Raw genomic sequence first — 22,188 nt, 5'->3', positions numbered from 1 at the left:
GCGAGATGGATACTATTCCATCTCGCTTTTAACCTCTTCTAAATAACCCTAATACTTCGACTGTTTCTGTAATGTTTACAAACGCTTGCGGATCAACCTCAGAAATTATAGATTTCATTCCAGCTAGTTCTTCTCGAGAAATTACGGTCATTAATACGTGTTTTTTCTCATTTGAGTATGCGCCTTCTCCGTCGAGTAAGGTAATCCCGCGTACAAGACTGGAAAGGAGCTTTTCTTTCATTTTTTCTGCATGACTCGTTACAATCATTAGAGTGATTTTTCGATGTTTTGTGTGAACCGCATCAATTACTTTTCCTGTAACAAAAATAGATAATAAGCTGTTTAAGGCAGTATCCCAATCGAAGAAAAATCCAGAAATAATGATTACAATAGTATTAAGTGCAATTAAGAATCCGCCAAGCTGAATATCTTTTTTACGTGAAAGTAACATACCGATAACATCAAACCCGCCTGTTGAACCATAGCAGTTGAAAACAAGTCCAATACCTGCCCCGGCAATTACACCGCCAAATAACGAAGAAAGTAGTGCATCGGTTGCCACTGCATGCACAGGAATAGCGAATAAAGCTGCCGAAAGTGTGATAACTGATACGATTGTGTAACCGATAAATCGTTTTCCAAGTCCAATATACCCTAAAATAAGAATAGGTAAGTTCAATAAAAAGTTTACTATTCCAGTATTAAATGGGGTTAAGATTCCAATGATAATTGCAATTCCACTAATCCCACTGCTTAAAATCTTGTGGGGGATAAGGAAAAGATTAAAAGAAAGTGCTACAACTAAAGAACCTAAAATCACTCCAAGTAATCGATACATATCTTTCCCGTCCTTCACTAAAAATGCTTTATAAACAAACTCATATTAATTCAAAATTATATATGAGTTTGTAAGATTTGAGGGAAAACAGTTTATTTAGGGAAATTAGATTAGTTTGAAAAATGGAAGCGATTTCTGTTCTTGAAAAGGGGGAGAGGATAAGTATGAAGATTCAAGTGTTTCAGCAAAAAAGTCCGTTGAAAAGAGAATGTGAAGATGCACTAATTTGTAATGAAGGTTTAAAGTTATATGGTGTGTGTGATGGGGCGACGCCACTTATTGAGTTTCAAGATGAGAATGGGCATAATGGAGCATACTTAGCTTCGCATTTGTTTCAGCAATACTTTGAATCTATTTCAAGTGTGGATTCATTGCGAAATGAAGTTGCTAAAGCAAATCAGTTGTTGCAAGAAAAAATGCAATCTTATCCTATTGATACAACAAAAAAAGAGCAACTTTGGTGTACGTGTATTGCCGCTATTCATATAACAGATAAAACAATAGAATATGCGCAACTTGGAGATTGTATGATTGTTGCTAAATTCATTGATGGAACAGTTCAAGTACTTACGAAAGACACTGTGAAAGGAATTAGTAAACGGGCAAAGCAAAAGCGTGAAGAAGACCGTAAAAAAGGGCTTTTTGTTCCGAGTGAAACAATATTTGATGATAGAAAGTCGCAATTAAGCTACAATCGTTATATGGCAAATATTCCAAATGGATATTCTGTTGCAAATGGGATGAATGAAGCAGTTTTGTTTATTCAGCAAGGGAAACTTTTGCGACAAGAAATTACAAATTTATTTATTTGTTCAGATGGCTTGTTTCATCTAGAGTGGCCGTTAGAAAAAAGTGCACAATTTGTGTGGGAACATGGTATTGCACAATACATACAAATAATAGAGGAATTAGAAGCGAAACAGTTTGTTCATCCAGATGATAAAACAGCAATTATCATTCATCTGTAAAGGGTGAGACTATGCGTATTCAGAAAGCGAATCTATCTTTTCACGATCCGCTGCAACCATTGCACGCTGTTACAAAAATTATTATTCATCATACAGCGGAAAATGGTTGGGACATATATAAGACACATGATTTTCATCAAAATAAACGAGGGTGGAGCGGAATAGGATATAATTACTTTATTGAAGAAGATGGTACGATTTACGAGGGCAGGGGATTATATATAGGGGCTCATGCGAAAGGATATAATACTGAGAGTATAGGAATTTGCATATCTGGAAATTTTGACGCCTATGATCCAACGCCAGTGCAAATGATTTCTTTACATTGGTTATGTAAACAATTAATGCGTCAGTTTACTTTGGATAGTGATCAGGTTCTTGGTCATCGTGAGTTAGACGGGGTAACAAAGATGTGTCCTGGAACGCGCTTTTCAATGGCAGAACTGCGCAGCAGTCTATCCCGTATTAACGGGCAGTAAGATTCAGGGAGAAGTGAGGAAGATAGGTAGGGGACAACTGCCCATAAAAGCCCGATTGGTGAGAGCTTTCCATCAGTGGGGATGAAAAAACCCCATTGATGGAAGTTTCATTTTATCTAATAATGAAAAAGGAGATTTATAGCATGATTTTTATGAAATTACCAAATGAGAAAAAAGAAGCACTTGTAGAACATATTCAACAGTTTTTTGAAGAGGAAGGGCTAGAAGAGATTGGTCGTTTTCAAGCGGAACGTTTAATTGAAGAAATGATAAAAGAACTAGGGCCGCATATATATAATCAAGGGATAGGAGACGCTAGAAAGCTGGTCGCAGATAAACTTACAAATTTAGAAGAAGACTTATACGTATTAGAAAAACCAATTAAGTAGCAGGTTTATACTAAGGAAAGAGGCTAACTCGCAGTCTAGTGAGTTAGCCTCTTTTCGTCCAAATTACCTTTGTATAAGCAATTTTCATTCCAGCTCGTTCCATATTATTTTGGCTAATACTTCCGAAACGCGCTTGTCCAACAATTAATTCGCAACCTAATTGTTTTGCGGCATTCATTCGATGTTTAAGTAAGGCGGTTTGACAGCCGTTTCTTTGTAAATGAGGTAAAGTAGCTGAAGCGGCTAAAGAAGCAACGCATTTGTTAGCATATAAAACACCAATTGCAGCTGGAGTGTTTTCAATAAGGGCTAAATAAAAATGCCAGCCTTCTTGCCCATATAATATTTTGTTATTTTGACTAACACCGTCTATGGTGAAAGTAGGCATACCAAAGCTTTTTACATAAATATCTCCGAAGAGGTGAAACTCATATTCTTCTAAATCTCGAACAATGATCTCATTTGAAATAGTATTTTTTGTTACATCTCCATAAAGAGTGGTATGAAAGTCTGTTTGATAAAACCCTTTTTGGGACAAATACTCAAATAGCTCAGGAGTTGAATGAGCGGGAGTAATTTCAAAGCGACAAGGAATGTCTTGTTTTTCGTAATAATCGATTATCTCATCTATTTTGTTTGTATCAGTAAACGTTACACCTTTTACGGTATTGAAAGAAGGCCCTGGGATTCCTTTTGCCGAAAAGGCCATTGCACTTCCGAAAGTTTGGATATCAATTCTCATTGGGTTATTTTCTTGTTCTTGAATGGTTTTCAATCTCGAATACATCATAGCTATTTCAGATTGCTCTAATCGTTTTGCTAACTCTACGTTCATAACATGTTTCATATTTTTATTTATTCACCTTTCCTGGTTATTTACGGATTTTTTTATTATTACTTAATACGACATAATTTTCCTGCTTCCTTTTTAATTGTTAGATTTTGTTGTTAGTATTTGAATATATAAGTAATTTATTATACCTAAAATGTGAATGTTATATTATTTCGAATTAAGCTTATGAGTAAGTTATTTTAAGAATAAGAAACAATGATTTGACACGGTGATTGCTTGAAATGAAGGGTTTTAAGGGTAGTCCAACGAATGTAAATCTAGATATATAGAAAAGGATGGGGAAATACATATGATAAAATATCCATTTTTACAAAAAGGAGCAACGATTGGTGTAACAGCACCTTCGTCTGGGGTAGATGTAGCACTGCATAATATGTTTAAACAATCTTGTGAAAGTATGGAAAGAAAAGGTTATACAGTCGTTTGCGGAGAAACAGTTTGGACACAGGAGAAAGCTAAGTCCTCTAGTGCGAAAAAGAGAGCAAATGAATTTATAGAAATGATGCAAGATGAAAACATTGATATAATCATTCCTCCTTGGGGTGGTGAACTATTAATTGAAATACTAGAAGAAATTGATTTTGAAAAGATAAACAAGAAATGGATACTAGGGTACTCGGATACAAGTACCTTATTATTAGCAATAACTTTAAACACAGGAATAGCGACTGCTCACGGAACAAATTTAGTAGATTTAAGGGGCGAATACTCCGATGATACAACAGCGATGTGGCAAAATGTTTTATCAACGGAAACAGGTTCTTCAATTATCCAATACTCCTCAGAGAAATATCAAAAGAAATGGCAGCATGATAATCCATCTCCATGTGTTTTTCATTTAACAGAAGACACAAATTGGAAAACAATTCCGCATAAAAATGTGAAAATTGCAGGTCGATTACTTGGCGGATGTATCGATGTGATTAGACACCTTATTGGCACACCATTTGGTAACGTGCAAGAGTTTAGGAAGAAGTATTTTCATGACGATCCGTTCATTTGGTACTTTGAAAATTGTGAGTTAACTACTACTGATTTACGACGTACGTTGGTTCAAATGAAACTGGCTGGTTGGTTTGATAATTGTTCAGGTATTTTATTTGGCCGCAGTGCTGCAAACCATCAAGTCAATGATTATACTGCCGAAGATGTATATCAAGAACTTACTGATGAACTTCAAATTCCAATTATTTATGATGTAGATTGTGGTCATATGCCTCCGCAAATTACATTTATAAACGGAGCATTTGCAGAAATCGAAGTGGAAGAGGGTAAAGGAGTAATTACACAGCATTTTAAGTAGGGATGTAGAAAGGAACTGACATGAATGAAGTATAGAAATATCTCAGAAAAATATCCAACACTCATTACAGAACGATTATGTTTACGGCCGTTAACAATACAAGATGCTGCTGATATATTTGAATATGCTTCAAATCCAGAAATCACAACCTATACGGTATGGTATCCACATGAAAAACTACAGGATTCACAAATGTTCATTCAATCAATCCTACATCAATATGAAAAAGAAGAGGTTGCAGCTTACGGAATAGAGTTGAAAAAGGAACAGAAAATGATTGGAACGTGCGGTTTCATCGAATATGACAAGAATCATCACAAGGCAGAATTGGCGTATGCATTATCGAAAAACTATTGGCGACAAGGATTCGCGACGGAAGCAGCGAAAGCATTTATATGCTATGGATTTGAAACATTACAGTTAAACCGTATTGAAGCAAGGTGTCATGCTAGTAATGTTCAATCAGAACAAGTGATGAAACGCTTAGGAATGCAATATGAGAGAACGTTTCAAAAAGATATGTTTGTGAAAGGGGCATATCGAGATACGAAAATGTATGCTATTTTGCAGGATGAATACAATACCCAAAAGGAAGAGTAGTGTAGGGCTTACTCTTCCTTTTGTTTTTAAAGGTGAAGACAAGAAAAAAATGTATAAATATTTATCTAAATTTTCTAAAAATATTAATGAATATACCGTTCTTTTTCGGTGTTTTGTAGTATCATGAAAGAAAGAAGGAGGTGAAAATTATGACGAAAGAAAAAGAATATGCAACCTATCAAATTTGGATCAAGAAAGGTCATAAGTTATACTCTTACTTCCTAGAAATGTGTCAAAACGCAAAAAATCTCTACAATACAACAAACTTCTATATTCGCCAAGTGTATACGGCCTTACGTACTGATCAGTCATTACAGCCTCTTCAACAAGAAGTTTTCCATACATTGCAAGCACATATTGAAGATATGAATAAAAATCAACTTCGTGCGTACCAAAAACGTGTGCAAAAGCAAAAAGAAAAACTGGTAGAAGAACAGAAAGAAATCAAATGTAATCTGTTTGCATTCCCGACAAAAGAGAAATCGTTTCTATCCTATAATTTTCTAGATTGTTTGTTTAAAACAATGAAACAACAAGATTATATGAATTTGCCGGCGCAAACGAATCAAGCGGTTATGAAGAAGTTATATCAAAACTGGAAATCATTCTTTGCTTCCATGAAAGCATATCAGAAACATCCTTCCACTTTTACGGGCAGACCTTGCATTCCAAAATATATGAAATCATCTATGAAAGAAATTGTTTTCACGAATCAAGTATGTAAACTCCAAGATAAGTACATTCGTTTTCCAAAAACAAGTATAAAATTAAATATCGGTAAATTGTTTGGGCATATCGAAAATCTGAAAGAGGTACGTGTTGCTCCTGCTTATGGAAAGTTTAAAGTAGAAATTATAACAGAACAGTCCGATTCAGCACCTGAACATGCCGATAATAATCGTTATATGAGTATTGACTTAGGAATCAATAACATTGCAACTATCACAACGAATACCGGGGCCACTCCTGTGTTAGTAAAGGGCAATGTGATCAAAAGTATCAATCAATCCTACAACAAGAAAAAGGCTTACTTGCTAGGGATTCTTCGTCATGGAAAAGAACCAAAAGAAGGACCACACACAACGAAGCGTTTAGAGAGGCTTCATGAAAAACGCTCTGTTAAAATAAAAGATCTCTTTCATAAAATGAGTTATCATATTGTCCAGTTGGCGATTCAACAGGAGATTTCTATGATTGTGATCGGGAAAAATACATCATGGAAACAAAATAGTGAGATGGGGAAACGACAGAATCAATCGTTCTGCCATATCCCGCATAATCTACTCATTGAAATGATCACCTATAAGGCAAAAACAAAAGGTATTGCCGTACAAGTCGTAGAAGAATCATATACAAGTAAGGCATCCTTTCTAGACGATGATGTAATCCCCACTTATGGTGAGGAAGACATTCCTGTATTCAGTGGGAAACGTATCAAACGTGGTTTGTATCGCACGAAAGAGAATAAACTACTGAACGCAGATGTGAATGGTTCCTATAACATCTTAAAAAAAGCAGTTCCAAAGGCATTTACCGATGGAATAGAGGGGTTGTGCCATCAGGCAGCTGTGTCAACTCCACTCGTGTTAAGCATCTTTTGAAGGTGATACACGAGAAACCCCCACTTCAAAATCTAAAGGAGATGAGTGGCGGGAGTTTTCATACTTATCTAAGTTTTTACTAATAAGTAGGAATGGAGGGGCTATATGGAGAAGGAAGAAACGCATTTTCAAGAAATTATAGAAAGAGAGAAAGGTTTGCACCGCGGACTATCTACGAGGCAGCTGTCTATGATTGCAATCGGCGGAGCAATTGGAACAGGTTTATTTTTAGGAAGTGGGATGGCTATTGGCTTGGCTGGTCCTAGCGTAATACTTAGTTATGGGATTGGAGCTATTATTGCTTTTTTATTAATGGGGTGTCTAGCAGAGATGACAGTAGCGCACCCTACTTCTGGGTCATTTGGAGCATATGCTGAACATTACATAGGTCCTTGGGCAGGTTTTACTGTGCGCTATGCATATTGGGCAAGTATTGTAGTAGCGGTCGGAACTGAAGTAACAGCGGTTTCAGTGTATATGAAATATTGGTTTCCAACTGCTCCTGGTTGGATGTGGGTTATTCTCTTTTCGGCGTTACTTATTTTTGTGAATGCCACTAGTGTAAATTTATTTGGAACGATTGAATATTGGTTTTCAATAATTAAAATAGTAGCTATTGTTGGTTTTATTCTTTTAAGTGCTTACGTTGTATTTGGTATTAACACGAATCCGGAAATAGGAATTCAAAATTATACAAATGCCGGTGGATTTTTGCCAAATGGTTGGTGGGGCATGTGGGTTGCGGTTTGTGTAGCTTTATTTAGTTATTTAAGCATTGAAATGATTGCTGTAACTGCTGGCGAAGCAAAGAATCCAGAGAAAGCAGTTCCTAAAGCACTTCGTTCAACTATTTATCGCTTAATTATTTTTTATATTTTAACATTGGCTTTCATGTTAATGATTGTTCCTTGGAAAGCTGCTGGTGTTGATAAGAGTCCTTTTGTTAAAGTAATGGAGTTATTAAATATTCCAGGTGCATCTGGCATTATGAATTTTGTTGTTTTAATCGCAGCTTTGTCTTCAATGAATAGTCAATTATATATTACAACTCGAATGATGTTTTCGTTATCTAGAGCTGGTTATGCACCGGCAAGGTTTGGTCAACTAAGCAAGAGAGGAGTTCCTGTTTCAGCTTTGTTCTTCTCAACAATTGGTATTGCGCTGGCAACAATTTTAACAATTGTTTCACCGAATCAAGCATTCATGCTCATGATGGGTATTTCAATGTTCGGAGCTATGTTTACATGGATGATGATTTTTGTTACTCATTTATATTTTCGGAAGAAGTGGGTTGCATCCGGAGGAAGGGATTTACCAGTTCGTATGTGGGGATACCCATATTTCACTACATTAGGAGCCGTATTAATGTTTGCAATTTTAATAACAACTTGGTTTACTGACATGTTTAAATCAACTCTTACAACGGGTATTCCGTTTTTAATCGTAGTAACAGCAGGGTATTTTGTTTGGAAAAAAGCAAATGAAAGAAAAGTATTCGTGAACAAAGATGGAGTGTCTGATCATGTAAAGTAACAAGTAAATAGTAATAAGTTGTAGCTTTTATTTTTTATATTTGTTTCGTTATGAAGTTGTTCAAAAAAATGAAAGCGTTTTTATAAAGGGGGACAAAAAACATGATGATGGATGTACCATTAACAATTAGCTCGATGATAGAAAGGGCAGAGAAGTTATTTGCAAAGAAAGAAATTATTTCTCGTACACATAGTACAATTACACGCCTAACGTATAAGGAACTAGGGGAGCGAACGAGACGACTGTCTAGTGCATTGCAAAAGCTAGGTGTAAAGCAAGGGGAAAGAGTGGGCACACTGGCGTGGAATCATCATCGTCATGTAGAAGCATATTTTGCGATTCCTAGTATTGGTGCTGTACTACATACAATTAACATTCGTTTATCTTCACAGCATATTTCTTATATTATTAACCATGCAGAAGACCGCATTTTACTCATAGATGAAGATATGGTACCACTTGTTGAGAAAATTCAAGAGGAATTATCAACTGTACAAGCTTATATCATCATGACCGATAAAAAAGAGCTTCCAGAAACTTCACTTCAACCAGCATACCACTATGAACAACTTCTTGAAGAAGGAAATCCTAATTTTCTGTTTTTAAAAGATATCGATGAAAATATGCCAGCTGGTATGTGCTATACATCAGCTACAACAGGTAATCCGAAAGGTGTCGTTTATACACATCGCAGTACTGTCTTGCATAGTATGTCGCTTGGACTTGCAGATACAACGGCGCTTTCTGAAAGTGATGTTGCTATGCCAGTTGTTCCTATGTTTCATGTAAACGCTTGGGGATTACCATTTGCAGCAACATGGTTTGGATCAAAGCAAGTTCTTCCAGGACCGATGTTTACACCGAAGATTTTATTAGAAATGATGCAGGAAGAAAAAGTAACAATAGCAGCTGGTGTCCCAACAATTTGGCTTGGTGTTCTGCAAGAATTAGAAAAGAATCGTTATGATTTATCAAATATAAAACGAATTTTATGCGGCGGTGCAGCTGCACCGAAAAGTGTCATTGCCGCATTTGAACAAAAATATAATGTCCCATTTGTGCATGCGTATGGGATGACAGAAACAAGCCCACTAGTCACACTTGCACGTTTAAAAAGTTACGAACGTGAATTACCATATGAAGAACAGCTTACGATTCGTGCGAAGCAAGGTTATTTAGTACCTGGTGTTGAAATGAAAGTTATTGGAGAAAACGGAGATATAGCATGGAACGGACAAGAAATGGGTGAGCTATGCCTGCGTGCTCCGTGGATTGCAGCAAGTTATTATAAAGATGAACGAACAGTAGAGGGATTTCGAGATGGGTGGTTATATACAGGAGATGTCGTTACGGTTGATGAAGAAGGATGTATTAAAATTGTGGATCGAACGAAAGATGTGATTAAAAGCGGGGGAGAATGGATTTCATCTGTTGACTTAGAAAATGCCTTGATGGCGCATGAAGCGATATTTGAAGCAGCTGTTGTTGCAGTACCACATAAACAGTGGCAAGAACGTCCTGTTGCATGCATTGTTGTAAAACAAGGTAAGTCTGTTACAAAAGAAGAATTATATGACTTTTTAAAACCACAATTTGCAAAATGGTGGCTACCAGATGAGATTGTCTTTATGAAAGAAATTCCGAAAACTTCAGTCGGAAAGTTTTTAAAGCAAGCACTTCGAAAAGAATTGGAGCAATATTATATAGAAGGTTGAAAGTAAATGTTAACTATAATTATATTTTAGTTGACAATTAAAGAAGAGGAAGGTAACATATCACATGTGATATGTTACCTTATTTTAATTTATAGTTTACAAACGGGAGAAAACATAATATGAATACAAGAAATTTAGTTTTTGTAGCTTTATTTAGTGCTATTATGGCAGTGTTAGGATTTATACCGCCAATTGCGTTATCATTTACACCTGTACCGATTACATTACAATCACTTGGTGTCATGCTTTCAGGCTGTTTGTTAGGATCACGTCTAGGTGCTCTTAGCCAACTCGTATTTTTACTTGTTGTAGCAGCGGGTGCACCATTGTTAGCTGGTGGACGCGGTGGATTTTCGGTTTTTGTAGGACCAAGTGCTGGTTATTTAATGGGATATGTAATCGGAGCATTTGTTATTGGATATTTCGCAGAACGCCTTCGCAACGTAACATTTTTGAAATCATTTTTAATTAATATTATTGGTGGTATTTTCGTTGTATATTTCGTCGGCGTTATCGTACAGGCCTTTGTGATGGATATAAGTGTAGTAAAAGCGGCGAAACTAAGTGTTGTCTTCTTACCAGGAGATATATTGAAGGCTGTATTTGCAGCAATTCTTGTTACGAGACTACAACGTTCATTGAAACGAACAATTTATAGTACACATTATGAAACACGTTAAAACGTGTTTCTTTTTGTTATAGAAAAGGAAGTGGAATAGGTGGGAATTACAAGAACGTATGCAGTGCATGCTCAATATCAACCGAATAAAATTGCAATCAAAATAAAAGATAGAGCAGTTACATACAAAGAGTGGCATCTATCTGTATGCCAAGTTGCCAATTGGCTTCGCGAGGAAGAATCAAGTAATAAAAAGATTGCGATTTTGCTTGATAATAGTGTGGAGTTTTTACAAATTTTTGCTGGATCTGCTATGGCAGGCTGGATTTGTGTACCACTTGATCCAAAGTGGAATATTCATGAACTTGAGGAACGACTACAAATCGTACAGCCTTCTATTATAGTTGTAGCACAGCATAAATGTAATCAGTTGCCTCAAACAAATAGTAAAGTATTTTCTATCAGTACGTGGTCTGAAAGAATAGCAAATGTTTCTATTACAGTAAATTGTGTAGAAAAGGTAGAAGAGTTACCTTTTTATATGGGATTCACATCAGGGTCAACTGGAAAAGCAAAAGCGTTTCTTCGTTCACAACAATCATGGGTAGAAAGCTTTGCTTGTAACGTTCATGATTTTCATATGCAAAAGGATGATACAGTATTGCTCGCCGGAACGTTCGTTCACTCTCTCTTTTTATACGGTGCAATGAGTGCTTTATTTTTAGGACAAACAATATATATGACAGAAAAGTTCATTCCAAACCGTGTTCTTTCAATATTAGAAAATGAAGCTATTTCTGTTATGTACACAGTTCCAACAATGCTAGAGTCCTTATACAAAGAAGAAAAAGTTATAGAACGAGAGATAAAGATTATTTCATCAGGTGCAAAATGGGAAGCTGAAGCAAAGCAAAAAATAAAACAGGTCTTTCCAAAGGCAAAGCGATATGAATTTTATGGCGCGTCTGAATTAAGCTTTGTTACAGCACTATCGCATCATGATAATGAAAATAAACCATCTTCAGTTGGAAGACCATGTCATAATGTAAAGATTAGTATTCGTAATGGGGACGGACAAGAAGTAAAGCAAGGAAAAATTGGCACAATTTATGTGAAGAGTGAACAGTTTTTTATGGGGTATATAATCGATGATGTACCAATTTGTCACGTAACGAGTGATGGCTGGATGACAGTTCATGATGTGGGGTATGTTGATGAAGATGGATTTTTATATATTGTAGGACGAGAAAAAAATATGATTATATATGGTGGAATCAACATCTTTCCTGAAGAAATTGAACGTGTATTGCAGATGCATCCAAATGTTGATGAAGCAGTTGTTGTTGGTAAGAGAGATGTGTATTGGGGAGAAAAACCGGTAGTGCTGGTTAAAGGAGCGGTATCAAAACAAGAGCTGAAGGCATTTTGTTTTGGAAAGTTATCTTCCTATAAAATTCCGAAAGAGTGGTATTTTGTAGATGTAATTCCTCATACAAGCAGCGGGAAAGTTGCACGGGCAGAAGCGAAAGAAATCATTGAAAAGCAGGAGTTTATGTATGAATAGAGCAGTAATTGTTGAAGCGAAACGCACTCCGATTGGAAAGGTAAATGGGATATTTAAAGATTATTCGGTTGAAAAATTAGCGGCCCCTTTACTTACATATATAAGTAAAGGTATTGAAAAAGAAATTGATGATGTTATATTCGGAAATGTTGTCGGGCCTGGTGGGAATGTAGCTCGGTTATCGGCATTAGAAGCAGGTCTCCCGTATGCTGTACCAGGTGTGACGATTGATCGTCAGTGCGGAGCTGGACTGGAAGCGATTCGATTGGCATGCCATCTAATTCAGGGCGGAGCGGGAACTTGTTACATTGCAGGTGGAGCCGAAAGTGTAAGCACTTCACTATTTGAGAAACGAGCGCGCTTCTCACCTGAACATATTGGCGATCCTGATATGGGTGTTGCTGCAGAGTATATAGCTGAGCGTTACGAAATTACAAAAGAGATGCAAGATGCGTATGCATGTTTAAGCTATAAACGAACATTAGCAGCATTAGAAAAAGGATATTTACAAGAAGAAATTGTACCAGTTTCTCATATTATAGAAGATGAAACGATTAAGCCTCGTATGAATTATGAAAGAATTATAAAACGAACACGCCCTGCCTTTTTACAAGAGGGAACAGTGACGGCAGGTAATTCATGTGGAGTGAATGATGGAGCGTGTGCACTTCTTATTATGAATGAAACGCAAGCTGAAAAGCTTGGTTATAAACCGGTGCTACGATTTGTGCATAGTGTCGTTGCTGGTGTAGATCCTCATTTTCCCGGTAGTGGACCGATATTTGCGGTGCAAAAATTATTGCAACAGATGAATCTTACCATGGAAGATATTGATTATATTGAAATGAATGAAGCGTTTGCTTCCAAAATAGTTGCATGTGCGAAAGAGCTAAACATTCCTTATGAAAAATTAAATGTAAACGGCGGAGCGATTGCTCTTGGACATCCGTACGGTGCATCGGGAGCAATGCTTGTGACAAGATTATTTTATCAAGCACAAAGAGAACAGATGAAATACGTGATTGCAACGTTAGGTATTGGCGGAGGGATTGGACTTGTGCTTTTGTTCGAAAAGGTAGAAAGCTAGGAATCATAACCTTTCAAAATTTAGCAATTCAAGGTGCAGATTATTATATTCATTCGTATCATCAACTCCTTCATATTATGAAAGAGAAGAGTCTCCAAATATAGTAGAAACGCAAGAAGCTATTTATGCTTCTTGCGTTTCTTTTTGTATGTGAATGAGATGATTTAAAAATGCTTCACCTGAAATGGTTGCTTTTCCGCCACCGCGTGCACTTTTTTGATTCCCTCCACCTTTTCCTTCTATAAGGGGAAGAGCTGCTTTTAAAAGAGTATTCATGTTTTGCTCAACGGCTTTACCGCATGCGCAAATGCATTGTAAATTTTCACCGTTTTGTGTAACAAAATGTGTAATGATATGTTCCTCTTGCTCTGTAATGAGAGCTGCTAATTTAGCCAGTTCCTGCATAGAGCGATCTGTAAAGTTAACTGCAATTTGTTTTCCAAACGAAGTTTTCTCTGCTTGTTGTAATAATTCATTTGCTTCTACAAGAATGAGTTTTTCATTGGCTGCTTGCAGTGCTTTTTCATTTTCCTTTTGAGAAGAAAGGAGCTGATTTATTTTGTTTGGAATATCGTCTTCTTTACTATGTAATTGCTGGGCTGCGCTTTTTACGAGAGCTTGATTGCGCTTCATAAGTTCAATTGTACGCCAGCCGCAAACAAATGTAAGTCGAATGTTTCCTTTATGACGCTCCCAATCGATAATCTGAATCGGGCCGACTTCACCAGTTTGTTTTGGATGTGTACCGCCACAGCCGTTATAATCAAGATTTTCAATAATCACAACACGAATGTTTTCTGTTACAGTTGGTTCCTTGCGAAGGGGAAGCTGTTTTGCTTCTTCTTGGTTTACCCATTGAACTGTAATAGGACGATTTTCAAAAACAATTTGATTAGCAAGGTAAGCAGCTTCTTCGGCAGTTTCTAAAGAAAGGTCGGAAGTTTCTAAATCAATTGTTACGATTTCTCTTCCTAAATGAAAACCGATTGTTGGAATATTAAAATGGTCCCAAAATATAGCAGACAAAATATGTTGTCCAGCGTGTTGTTGCATATGATCGAAACGGCGTTTCCAAGAAATACCTCCTGTTACTTCATTTGTATGTATTTCTTTAGTAATGTAATGGCGAATTTCTCCATCTATTTCCTCCACATTTATAACAGGAGTTTGATTTAACTGTCCCGTATCATGTGGCTGCCCACCGCCAGTTGGATAAAAAGCTGTTTCTGTTAATACGACATATATATTACCATCGTTGTCACGCGTTTGTTTTGTAATTTGAGCTGCGAATGTTTGTAAGTATGTATCTTTGTAATATAATTTTTGGTTCACGTCTATACTCCTTTCAAATGTAACTATTTTCATTGTAAAACAATACGTATCACTTTCCTAATATTTCATAAGAAAAATTCTCTTTTTTAGAATTTTCTTGCTATAATAAGAAAAAGGGGAACATAACGGGGGTGGATGAAATGTTATATGAAAATGGTGTACGTAAACTGATTCATCTGAATACGAATATTTCTGAGATATACCGAGAATTGCATGAAATGACCCGGCATTTAACAGAATGTAACCGAGAAAGTGTAACGTTTGATCGGTTATATGTGAAAGAATTGTTATGGAAGAAAGAAGATGTAATCGCTATGTACGATCAGTTGCTTATTCAGGTTTGTATTAATGAATGTTTTGATATGAAAAGTTGGATAGCTGGAGAATATAGCTATACACATGAAGAAGTAGAGAGTTGGGTAGCTGAGTTTAATAGTAAACATAATATAGACATTGAAGCAGAGGCAGTATTAAAAGAATTACAATTTACATATGGTATTGATATGGAGCTAAAACGAACGGCTCGCGTTTAGGAAAACAAAAATCATGTTTTCAAAGGAAGCTGCTTTTCAGCTTTCTTTTTCTTTGTATTGTATTTGTAGATAGAGAAGGTGAAAGAGATGAAGGGGAAGTTACAACATATTCATCCTATCGGGATGACTATTATTATTGGAACATTATTTGCAAGGTTTGCAACATCAATGAGTATTCCGTTTTTAGCAATTTACTTGACGAATGCAAAAGGAATATCAGCAGGAGTTACAGGAGCGATTATTGGAACGAGCGCATTAGTAGGTGTATTTACAAGTTTCATTGGCGGGAATTTATCAGATCGTTATGGACGAAAAAAGATTATGTTATCATCTATTATTGTTTGGATTTGTGTATTTATTGGATTTGGATTTGCGGAGCATGTTTTAACATTTTTCTTACTAAATGCGCTAAATGGGATGTGTCGTTCATTTTTTGAGCCAACGTCTCGCGCCTTATTATCCGATTTAACAAAGCCGGAGCATCGTTTAATGATGTTTAACTTACGTTATGGTGCTATTAATGTTGGTGTTGCGATTGGGCCGCTTGTTGGTCTTCAGGTTGGAACTGCTGAATCAACAACACCATTTTTTATAGCAGCTATTATGTATGCTCTTTATACAATTGTACTCGCATTACAACTTCGAAAGTATCATGTTGGAGAAGAAAAAACAGAAGAGACAGAACGAGTTACTTTTATGGATTCCTTGCGCATTATAAGAAAAGACATTGTTTTTTTAGTTGCATTAATTGGAATTATTATTAGTACAGCAGGATACTCACAATTTTCATCAACGCTTTCTCAATATTTCGCGAACTCCCATCTATTTGAAAATGGAGTGAAATTATTTTCTTATGCATTAACATTAAACGCTATTACTGTAGTAATTGTTCAGTATCCACTCATTCAAGTTTGTAAAAAGTATACACCGCTTGTATCCATTATGGTTGGTACATTACTTGTTGGTGTAGGATTATGTGGATTTGGATTTGCGGGATCAATGTGGGCTGTTTTCGTTTGTACGATCATATTTACAATTGGAGAAGTATTAATGTTTTCTATGACAGATGTGTTTATTGATCAAATTGCTGTTGCAAATTTAAAGGGAACATATTTCGGGGCAATGGGATTCTCAGGAATTGGAGCTGTTATTGGGCCATGGTTTGGCGGGCTGCTGTTAGATCATTACGGTTACCATAATGGTTTTACGATTTTTACAATTTTGGCGGTGCTTTCAATGCTTGCATTTCCGATTCTGTTGTTGACAAGAAGTTTGCTGCGTAAAAGAACGATAGAAGAAAAATGGGAAGCGCAAATGTAATGCGTGTAGGGACGAAATAAAGTTTTATGAATAAAGGAGGCTGATCATTTTAAAAATCAGCCTCCTTTTATTATTGCCAGTGCAATAGTAGTTTTAAGGTGTTAATCGCTTTCAAATTTTCTGTTACTTTCTGCTCTATCATGCCATATGTGGGCAGTAATACTCTCACTGATGGCAATTTCACTTTATTTTGTAGAAAAAAGGGTATTTCTTATCTCATGTGTTAGATTTTTATATGACTATTCATTCTGTAAAGAGGACAGTTTGTTCTGTTAATTGCGCTGTTTCTGTTTTAGAAATGTGAATGGTAAGAAGACCATTATCAAGATAGGCTAACATTTTTTTATATATAATATTGGTTGGTAAGAAAATCATATGCTGCAAGGCAGAATTGTTACAAAATATGTTAATTTGTAGGCCTGTCTCCATCTTTTTAATCAGAATATTTCGCTCTAATATGTTCGGAATATCGGCTTCTAAAATATATTCTTGCTCTGTTTCAAAAAGGTCAACATGGATACCGTTTGGAGAGGGGGAATTTGCGTATAAATCGGAGCAAAATTGATTCATCCATTCTTCAAAGCCATCAACATGAAAAAGGCAGTCTTTTTTCTTTTTCTTGCCCATTGTAAGAAAACCTCCATAAAAATTCATTCATATTACGATATTCACTTTGAGAATAGAGGTGAAAAAGAAAGGGGGAAATGTGCTTAAAAAGAAGAGAAGATATTAGAAATATATGATAAAAAGACAGTGCGCATGCACTGTCTGCTTTTTTACATGTCATGGTGAGCATGATTTTTTTGACGCGTATGTTTTTTATTTTTTACTTTGTGTGATCCGCTTAACGGTTCTGGTTGACCACCAGAAACTTGTCCTTGCGGAGAATTTTTACGAGTGGATTTTCTGTTATTTTTCTCCATTATTATACCCCTCTTTTTCTTGTGCTTTAGTGGTTATTCAAATGAACAGTAGAGTTCGATTAGCGAAATGAATTAGCGGAAGGAAAGTACCAAGTCTAAAATTCCGCTCTATATTAGGATGAGAAAACTTCATAAATTTATACGAGAATGTTTTTTGAGGTAAAGGTAAAAGATAATGGAGAGTAATAACAGAAAGGGGAATGATTATGCCGTATCATAAAGATAAGCAACAAGCATTTCAAGCTGCACAGCAAGGAACGGTGGATGCAGAAAATGTATATAACAACATTGTAAAAAACGATCCAAATTATGCACAGGATTTAAAACATTTACGTCAAGAAGTGCATGAAGCATATGAACAAATTCAAAATGCATTAGAAGTTGCTTCTGAAACACAGCGAAAGCAATTGCAACAATATGAACAAGATTTGCAACATATTATGCAAAATGTGGAGGAAGTGCGTGATTAATAGGTTGTTGAGTAGTCTCAGCAGCCTTTTCACATAAGACGAGCTCATGATAATTAAAGGAAAATGCATTATAATTAGTTGTATTATTGTTATGTTAAGTATGATAGGAATTGAACATGTTGATGCAAAAATGTTAATGAGAAAAGAGTTAGAACCAACTGGTCACGTAACATGGGAAGTGCCAACTAATGAAAAAATAATAGCAATAACATTCGATGATGGCCCGGATTCTACATATACACCTCAAATTTTAAATATATTGCGCCAATATAATGCTGAAGCAACTTTTTTTATGATTGGATTCCGAGTTAAGCGTAATCCATATTTAATTGATCAAGCGTTAAAGGAAGGGCATGAAATTGGTAATCATACAATGAATCATTTGTATGCACGCAGTGCAACAGGACAAAAACTCGAAAATGATATTCTAGAGGGAAAACGGTATTTACAAAAATGGATAGATAAACCTCTTCTTTTTCGTCCACCTGGTGGATATATTAATGAATCTGTATTTAAAACGGCAACAGAAGCAGGATATGAAATTGTATTATGGTCTTGGCATCAAGATCCAAGAGATTGGTCTAATCCTGGAAAGGATAAGATTGTAAATCACGTTTTAAATAATGCGAAGAGTGGTGATATTGTTTTATTGCATGATGGAGGAGGCGATAGAAGCCAAACTGTCGAAGCATTAAAAGAGATTTTACCAGCTTTGCAAAAACAAGGGTATCGATTCGTGAAAGTATCGGAGTTATTGAAGTATAAGCATTGAAAAATCCCAAAAGATAATCTTTTGGGATTTTGTTTTAATGATTCTTTTTACGCTTTTTATTGTTTTGACGTTGAGCTGCTGTTAATGGCTCATTCGAAAATTCCTCATTATACCCTGTACCTTGTCCTTGTGCAGAGGCTGCGTTCATTTCTGGAATGACATGATTTGCTTTACGTTTTCCCATTATGATTCCCCCTAATATTTTTGGCTTGGAAATTTGGTTGAGAATGAAAATAAAACTAACCATAAGAACCTAGATAGTTCAATTTTTATAAAGAAAGACGCTTTCTAAAAAGCAGTTTCACTTTATAAAAATAGTATCTGTTAACCAGTAATTTAATATGCAGCAACGAAGTTATAAAGAAAACTTATGAAAAACTATAAGTTTCTTCTTATTTACTTATCCATTAAGTTGTAATAATATATTATCGTAAGGTATTGAAAAGTTTGTCTACATTTTATATTCAGACAATTTCAGTCACGTTTAACAGGGGGGTAACCATAATGGTAAAACACAATCCATTTCAAACTCGCGCAACATTTGAAGTAGATGGAAATACGTATCACTATTATAATCTGAAAGCGCTTGAAAACGCAGGGGTAGGTAATGTTTCTAAGCTACCATATTCAATTAAAGTATTACTTGAATCAGTACTTCGTCAAGTTGATGGCCGTGTTATTAAAGAAGAACATGTTGAAAATTTAGCGAAATGGGGAACGAAAGATATTCAAGATATCGATGTACCGTTTAAACCATCTCGTGTTATTTTACAAGACTTTACAGGAGTTCCAGCTGTTGTTGATTTAGCTTCTCTTCGCAAAGCAATGGCAGATATGGGCGGAGATCCTGATAAAATCAATCCAGAAATTACAGTTGATCTTGTTATTGACCACTCTGTACAGGTAGATAGAGCGGGTACACCAGACGCGCTTCAATTTAACATGGACTTAGAGTTTAAACGTAATGAAGAACGTTATAAATTTTTAAGCTGGGCACAAAAATCATTTGATAACTACCGTGCAGTTCCGCCAGCAACAGGTATCGTTCACCAAGTAAACCTTGAGTATTTAGCACCAGTTGTTCATGCAGTGAAAAATGCCGAAGGTGAACTTGTTGCATATCCAGACTCATTAGTAGGAACTGATTCTCATACAACAATGATTAACGGAATTGGTGTTCTTGGATGGGGCGTTGGTGGTATTGAAGCAGAAGCTGGTATGCTTGGACAGCCATCATACTTCCCAGTTCCAGAAGTAATCGGTGTGAAATTAACTGGTACACTTCCAAGTGGTACAACAGCAACAGACGTTGCATTAAAAGTAACACAAGTATTGCGTCAAAAAGGTGTAGTTGGAAAATTTGTTGAGTTCTTTGGCAGCGGTTTACAAAGCATGCCATTAGCTGACCGTGCAACAATTTCTAACATGGCACCAGAGTACGGTGCAACTTGTGGATTCTTCCCAATCGATGATATTTCATTAGATTACTTACGTTTAACAGGAAGAAGCGAAGAACAAATTCGCATCGTTGAAGAATATTGTAAAGCGAACGGCTTATTCTATACAGCTGATAGTCAAGATCCAATCTATACAGATCTTGTTGAAATTGATTTAAATACAATTGAGTCTAACCTTTCTGGTCCAAAACGTCCACAAGACTTAATTCCTCTTTCTAACATGAAAGGTGAGTTCCGTAAAGCTGTTGTAGCACCAGTTGGTAACCAAGGATTCGGCTTCTCAGAGCAAGAATTTGATAAAGAAATGAAAGTTGTATTACAAGATCAAGAAGTAACAATGAAAACAGGTGCAATTGCAATCGCAGCAATTACAAGCTGTACAAATACATCTAACCCATATGTGTTAATTGGTGCAGGCTTAGTTGCGAAAAAAGCAATTGAAAAAGGAATGAAAGTACCTGGTTATGTAAAAACATCATTAGCACCAGGATCTAAAGTTGTTACAGAATACTTAGATAAATCAGGATTAACAACTTACTTAGATCAATTAGGCTTCCAAACAGTAGGTTACGGTTGTACAACTTGTATCGGTAACTCCGGTCCATTAGCACCAGAATTAGAAGAATCTATTGCTGCAAATGACTTATTAGTAACATCTGTCCTTTCTGGTAACCGTAATTTTGAAGGTCGTATTCATCCGCTTGTAAAAGCAAACTATTTAGCATCTCCACCATTAGTTGTGGCTTATGCACTTGCTGGTACAGTTGATATCGACTTGAAAAATGATGCAATCGGTAACGATGCAAAGGGTAACCCAATTTACTTTAACGACATCTGGCCAACAGCGGCAGAAATCGAAGAAGTTGTACAAAATGTTGTAACTTCTGAACTATTTAAGAAAGAATATGCACAAGTATTTAACAGCAACGAACGCTGGAATGAAATCCAAACTTCAAACGAAGCGTTATATACTTGGGATAACGACTCAACATATATCCAAAACCCGCCGTTCTTCGAAGGGTTATCAAAAGAGCCAGGTGAAGTGGAAACACTTTCAGGACTGCGCGTAGTTGGTAAATTTGGTGATTCTGTAACAACAGACCACATTTCACCAGCAGGATCTATCGGTAAAAACACACCAGCAGGCCGTTACTTATTAGAAAATGGTGTGCAGCCAGTTGACTTTAACTCTTACGGTTCTCGCCGTGGTAACCATGAAGTAATGATGCGCGGTACATTTGCGAACATTCGTATTAAAAACCAAATTGCTCCTGGCACAGAAGGTGGATTCACAACATATTGGCCAACAGGCGAAGTGACATCTATCTATGATGCTGCAATGAAATACAAACAAGACGGAACAGGTCTTCTTGTTATCGCTGGTAAAGATTACGGTATGGGAAGCTCACGTGACTGGGCTGCAAAAGGTACAAACCTTTTAGGCATTAAAGCAGTTATCGCAGAAAGCTTCGAGCGTATTCACCGCAGTAACCTTGTATTAATGGGCGTATTACCGCTTCAATTTAAAGATGGTGAAAGTTCAGAAACATTAGGTCTTACTGGTCAAGAGTCATTTGAAATTCAAATTGATAAAACAGTAAAACCACGCGACCTTGTAAAAGTTGTTGCGACTGACTCAGAAGGAAACAAAAAACAATTTGAAGTAGTAGCACGTTTCGATAGTGAAGTAGAAATCGACTACTACCGTCACGGCGGTATCTTACAAATGGTTCTTCGTGAGAAATTAGAAGAGTCTAAGGTATCGAACTAAGTTATAGATTTACTAGTCTAAATGAACAATAATTAAGTATACTGTGACAAAGTTAGGTATA

Annotated in this window: 22 protein-coding genes; 16 read left to right on the top strand and 6 right to left on the bottom strand. The window is 36.3% G+C overall.

Annotation, left to right across the window (positions count from 1 at the left end; all coding sequences use genetic code 11):
• Positions 1-28 precede the first annotated feature (28 nt).
• On the bottom strand, positions 29-838 hold the full coding sequence (locus AB1284_RS13435) for a YitT family protein (RefSeq protein WP_429748735.1): 810 nt from the start codon (positions 836-838) through the stop codon (positions 29-31).
• A 164-nt stretch (positions 839-1,002) separates the two neighbouring features.
• Between AB1284_RS13435 and AB1284_RS13430 the strand changes: the two genes are divergently transcribed.
• The 3 genes from AB1284_RS13430 to AB1284_RS13420 all read left to right on the top strand — a co-directional run bounded on the left by AB1284_RS13430 (position 1,003) and on the right by AB1284_RS13420 (position 2,674).
• Positions 1,003-1,806 (top strand): protein phosphatase 2C domain-containing protein, encoded by an 804-nt coding sequence (locus tag AB1284_RS13430; RefSeq protein WP_429748737.1) that lies wholly within the window; start codon positions 1,003-1,005, stop codon positions 1,804-1,806.
• An 11-nt stretch (positions 1,807-1,817) separates the two neighbouring features.
• Positions 1,818-2,285, top strand: coding sequence for a peptidoglycan recognition protein family protein (locus AB1284_RS13425; RefSeq protein WP_429748739.1), 468 nt, complete (start codon positions 1,818-1,820; stop codon positions 2,283-2,285).
• A 143-nt stretch (positions 2,286-2,428) separates the two neighbouring features.
• On the top strand, positions 2,429-2,674 hold the full coding sequence (locus AB1284_RS13420; protein WP_429748741.1) for a DUF2164 domain-containing protein: 246 nt from the start codon (positions 2,429-2,431) through the stop codon (positions 2,672-2,674).
• A gap of 43 nt (positions 2,675-2,717) precedes the next feature.
• On the opposite strand, the gene AB1284_RS13415 is transcribed toward AB1284_RS13420, so the two are convergent.
• Positions 2,718-3,521 carry a GNAT family N-acetyltransferase gene (locus AB1284_RS13415; RefSeq protein WP_429748742.1) on the bottom strand — a complete coding sequence of 268 codons (804 nt, stop codon included), beginning with the start codon at positions 3,519-3,521 and terminating at the stop codon, positions 2,718-2,720.
• Between the two features lie 295 nt (positions 3,522-3,816).
• On the opposite strand from AB1284_RS13415, the gene AB1284_RS13410 reads away from it, so the two are divergent.
• The 8 genes from AB1284_RS13410 (at position 3,817) to AB1284_RS13375 (ending at position 13,549) form a co-directional block, all read left to right on the top strand.
• Positions 3,817-4,830 (top strand): S66 family peptidase, encoded by a 1,014-nt coding sequence (locus tag AB1284_RS13410; protein ID WP_429748744.1) that lies wholly within the window; start codon positions 3,817-3,819, stop codon positions 4,828-4,830.
• A gap of 24 nt (positions 4,831-4,854) precedes the next feature.
• Complete coding sequence (locus AB1284_RS13405; RefSeq protein ID WP_429748746.1) at positions 4,855-5,430, top strand: GNAT family N-acetyltransferase; 576 nt, start codon at positions 4,855-4,857, stop codon at positions 5,428-5,430.
• Between the two features lie 149 nt (positions 5,431-5,579).
• A complete protein-coding gene (locus AB1284_RS13400) occupies positions 5,580-7,031 on the top strand; it encodes an RNA-guided endonuclease InsQ/TnpB family protein (RefSeq protein ID WP_429748748.1) in 1,452 nt (483 codons plus the stop codon).
• A 105-nt stretch (positions 7,032-7,136) separates the two neighbouring features.
• Positions 7,137-8,564: an amino acid permease gene (locus AB1284_RS13395; protein ID WP_429748750.1), complete on the top strand. Its 1,428-nt coding sequence runs from the start codon at positions 7,137-7,139 to the stop codon at positions 8,562-8,564.
• A 101-nt stretch (positions 8,565-8,665) separates the two neighbouring features.
• Positions 8,666-10,279 carry a long-chain fatty acid--CoA ligase gene (locus AB1284_RS13390; protein ID WP_429748751.1) on the top strand — a complete coding sequence of 538 codons (1,614 nt, stop codon included), beginning with the start codon at positions 8,666-8,668 and terminating at the stop codon, positions 10,277-10,279.
• A gap of 119 nt (positions 10,280-10,398) precedes the next feature.
• Positions 10,399-10,959: a biotin transporter BioY gene (locus AB1284_RS13385; protein WP_429748753.1), complete on the top strand. Its 561-nt coding sequence runs from the start codon at positions 10,399-10,401 to the stop codon at positions 10,957-10,959.
• A gap of 39 nt (positions 10,960-10,998) precedes the next feature.
• Positions 10,999-12,462 (top strand): acyl-CoA synthetase, encoded by a 1,464-nt coding sequence (locus AB1284_RS13380; protein ID WP_429748754.1) that lies wholly within the window; start codon positions 10,999-11,001, stop codon positions 12,460-12,462.
• Positions 12,455-13,549 (top strand): acetyl-CoA C-acyltransferase, encoded by a 1,095-nt coding sequence (locus tag AB1284_RS13375; RefSeq protein ID WP_429748756.1) that lies wholly within the window; start codon positions 12,455-12,457, stop codon positions 13,547-13,549. Before AB1284_RS13380 ends, AB1284_RS13375 begins: the two co-directional genes overlap by 8 nt.
• Positions 13,550-13,672: 123 nt before the next feature.
• Here AB1284_RS13375 and AB1284_RS13370 read toward each other — a convergent pair whose 3' ends face one another.
• Positions 13,673-14,881 carry an alanyl-tRNA editing protein gene (locus tag AB1284_RS13370; protein WP_429748758.1) on the bottom strand — a complete coding sequence of 403 codons (1,209 nt, stop codon included), beginning with the start codon at positions 14,879-14,881 and terminating at the stop codon, positions 13,673-13,675.
• A gap of 140 nt (positions 14,882-15,021) precedes the next feature.
• On the opposite strand from AB1284_RS13370, the gene AB1284_RS13365 reads away from it, so the two are divergent.
• Positions 15,022-15,414, top strand: a complete 393-nt coding sequence (locus tag AB1284_RS13365) for a hypothetical protein (RefSeq protein ID WP_429754269.1) — start codon at positions 15,022-15,024, stop codon at positions 15,412-15,414.
• 87 nt (positions 15,415-15,501) lie between these two features.
• The gene (locus AB1284_RS13360) at positions 15,502-16,734 is read left to right on the top strand and encodes an MDR family MFS transporter (RefSeq protein WP_429748760.1); all 1,233 of its coding nucleotides are present in this window, start codon (positions 15,502-15,504) and stop codon (positions 16,732-16,734) included.
• Positions 16,735-16,977: 243 nt separating this feature from the next.
• Here the strand turns inward: AB1284_RS13360 and AB1284_RS13355 are convergent, their stop codons facing one another.
• Complete coding sequence (locus AB1284_RS13355; RefSeq protein ID WP_429748761.1) at positions 16,978-17,361, bottom strand: Hsp20/alpha crystallin family protein; 384 nt, start codon at positions 17,359-17,361, stop codon at positions 16,978-16,980.
• Positions 17,362-17,510: 149 nt separating this feature from the next.
• Positions 17,511-17,657 (bottom strand): small acid-soluble spore protein P, encoded by a 147-nt coding sequence (locus AB1284_RS13350; RefSeq protein WP_429748763.1) that lies wholly within the window; start codon positions 17,655-17,657, stop codon positions 17,511-17,513.
• A gap of 206 nt (positions 17,658-17,863) precedes the next feature.
• On the opposite strand from AB1284_RS13350, the gene AB1284_RS13345 reads away from it, so the two are divergent.
• A complete protein-coding gene (locus AB1284_RS13345) occupies positions 17,864-18,127 on the top strand; it encodes a hypothetical protein (RefSeq protein ID WP_429748764.1) in 264 nt (87 codons plus the stop codon).
• 91 nt (positions 18,128-18,218) lie between these two features.
• On the top strand, positions 18,219-18,899 hold the full coding sequence (locus AB1284_RS13340; RefSeq protein WP_429754270.1) for a polysaccharide deacetylase family protein: 681 nt from the start codon (positions 18,219-18,221) through the stop codon (positions 18,897-18,899).
• Positions 18,900-18,933: 34 nt separating this feature from the next.
• Here the strand turns inward: AB1284_RS13340 and sspO are convergent, their stop codons facing one another.
• Positions 18,934-19,083, bottom strand: coding sequence for a small acid-soluble spore protein O (gene sspO / locus AB1284_RS13335; protein ID WP_429748766.1), 150 nt, complete (start codon positions 19,081-19,083; stop codon positions 18,934-18,936).
• A 320-nt stretch (positions 19,084-19,403) separates the two neighbouring features.
• Between sspO and acnA the strand changes: the two genes are divergently transcribed.
• A complete protein-coding gene (gene acnA / locus AB1284_RS13330; protein ID WP_429748768.1) occupies positions 19,404-22,127 on the top strand; it encodes an aconitate hydratase AcnA in 2,724 nt (907 codons plus the stop codon).
• The last annotated feature ends 61 nt before the right edge of the window (positions 22,128-22,188 follow it).

This window comes from Bacillus sp. S2(2024) (assembly GCF_050474045.1).
GTDB classification, from domain to species: domain Bacteria; phylum Bacillota; class Bacilli; order Bacillales; family Bacillaceae_G; genus Bacillus_A; species Bacillus_A yunxiaonensis.
This window is presented reverse-complemented; position numbering and strand designations above follow the sequence as displayed.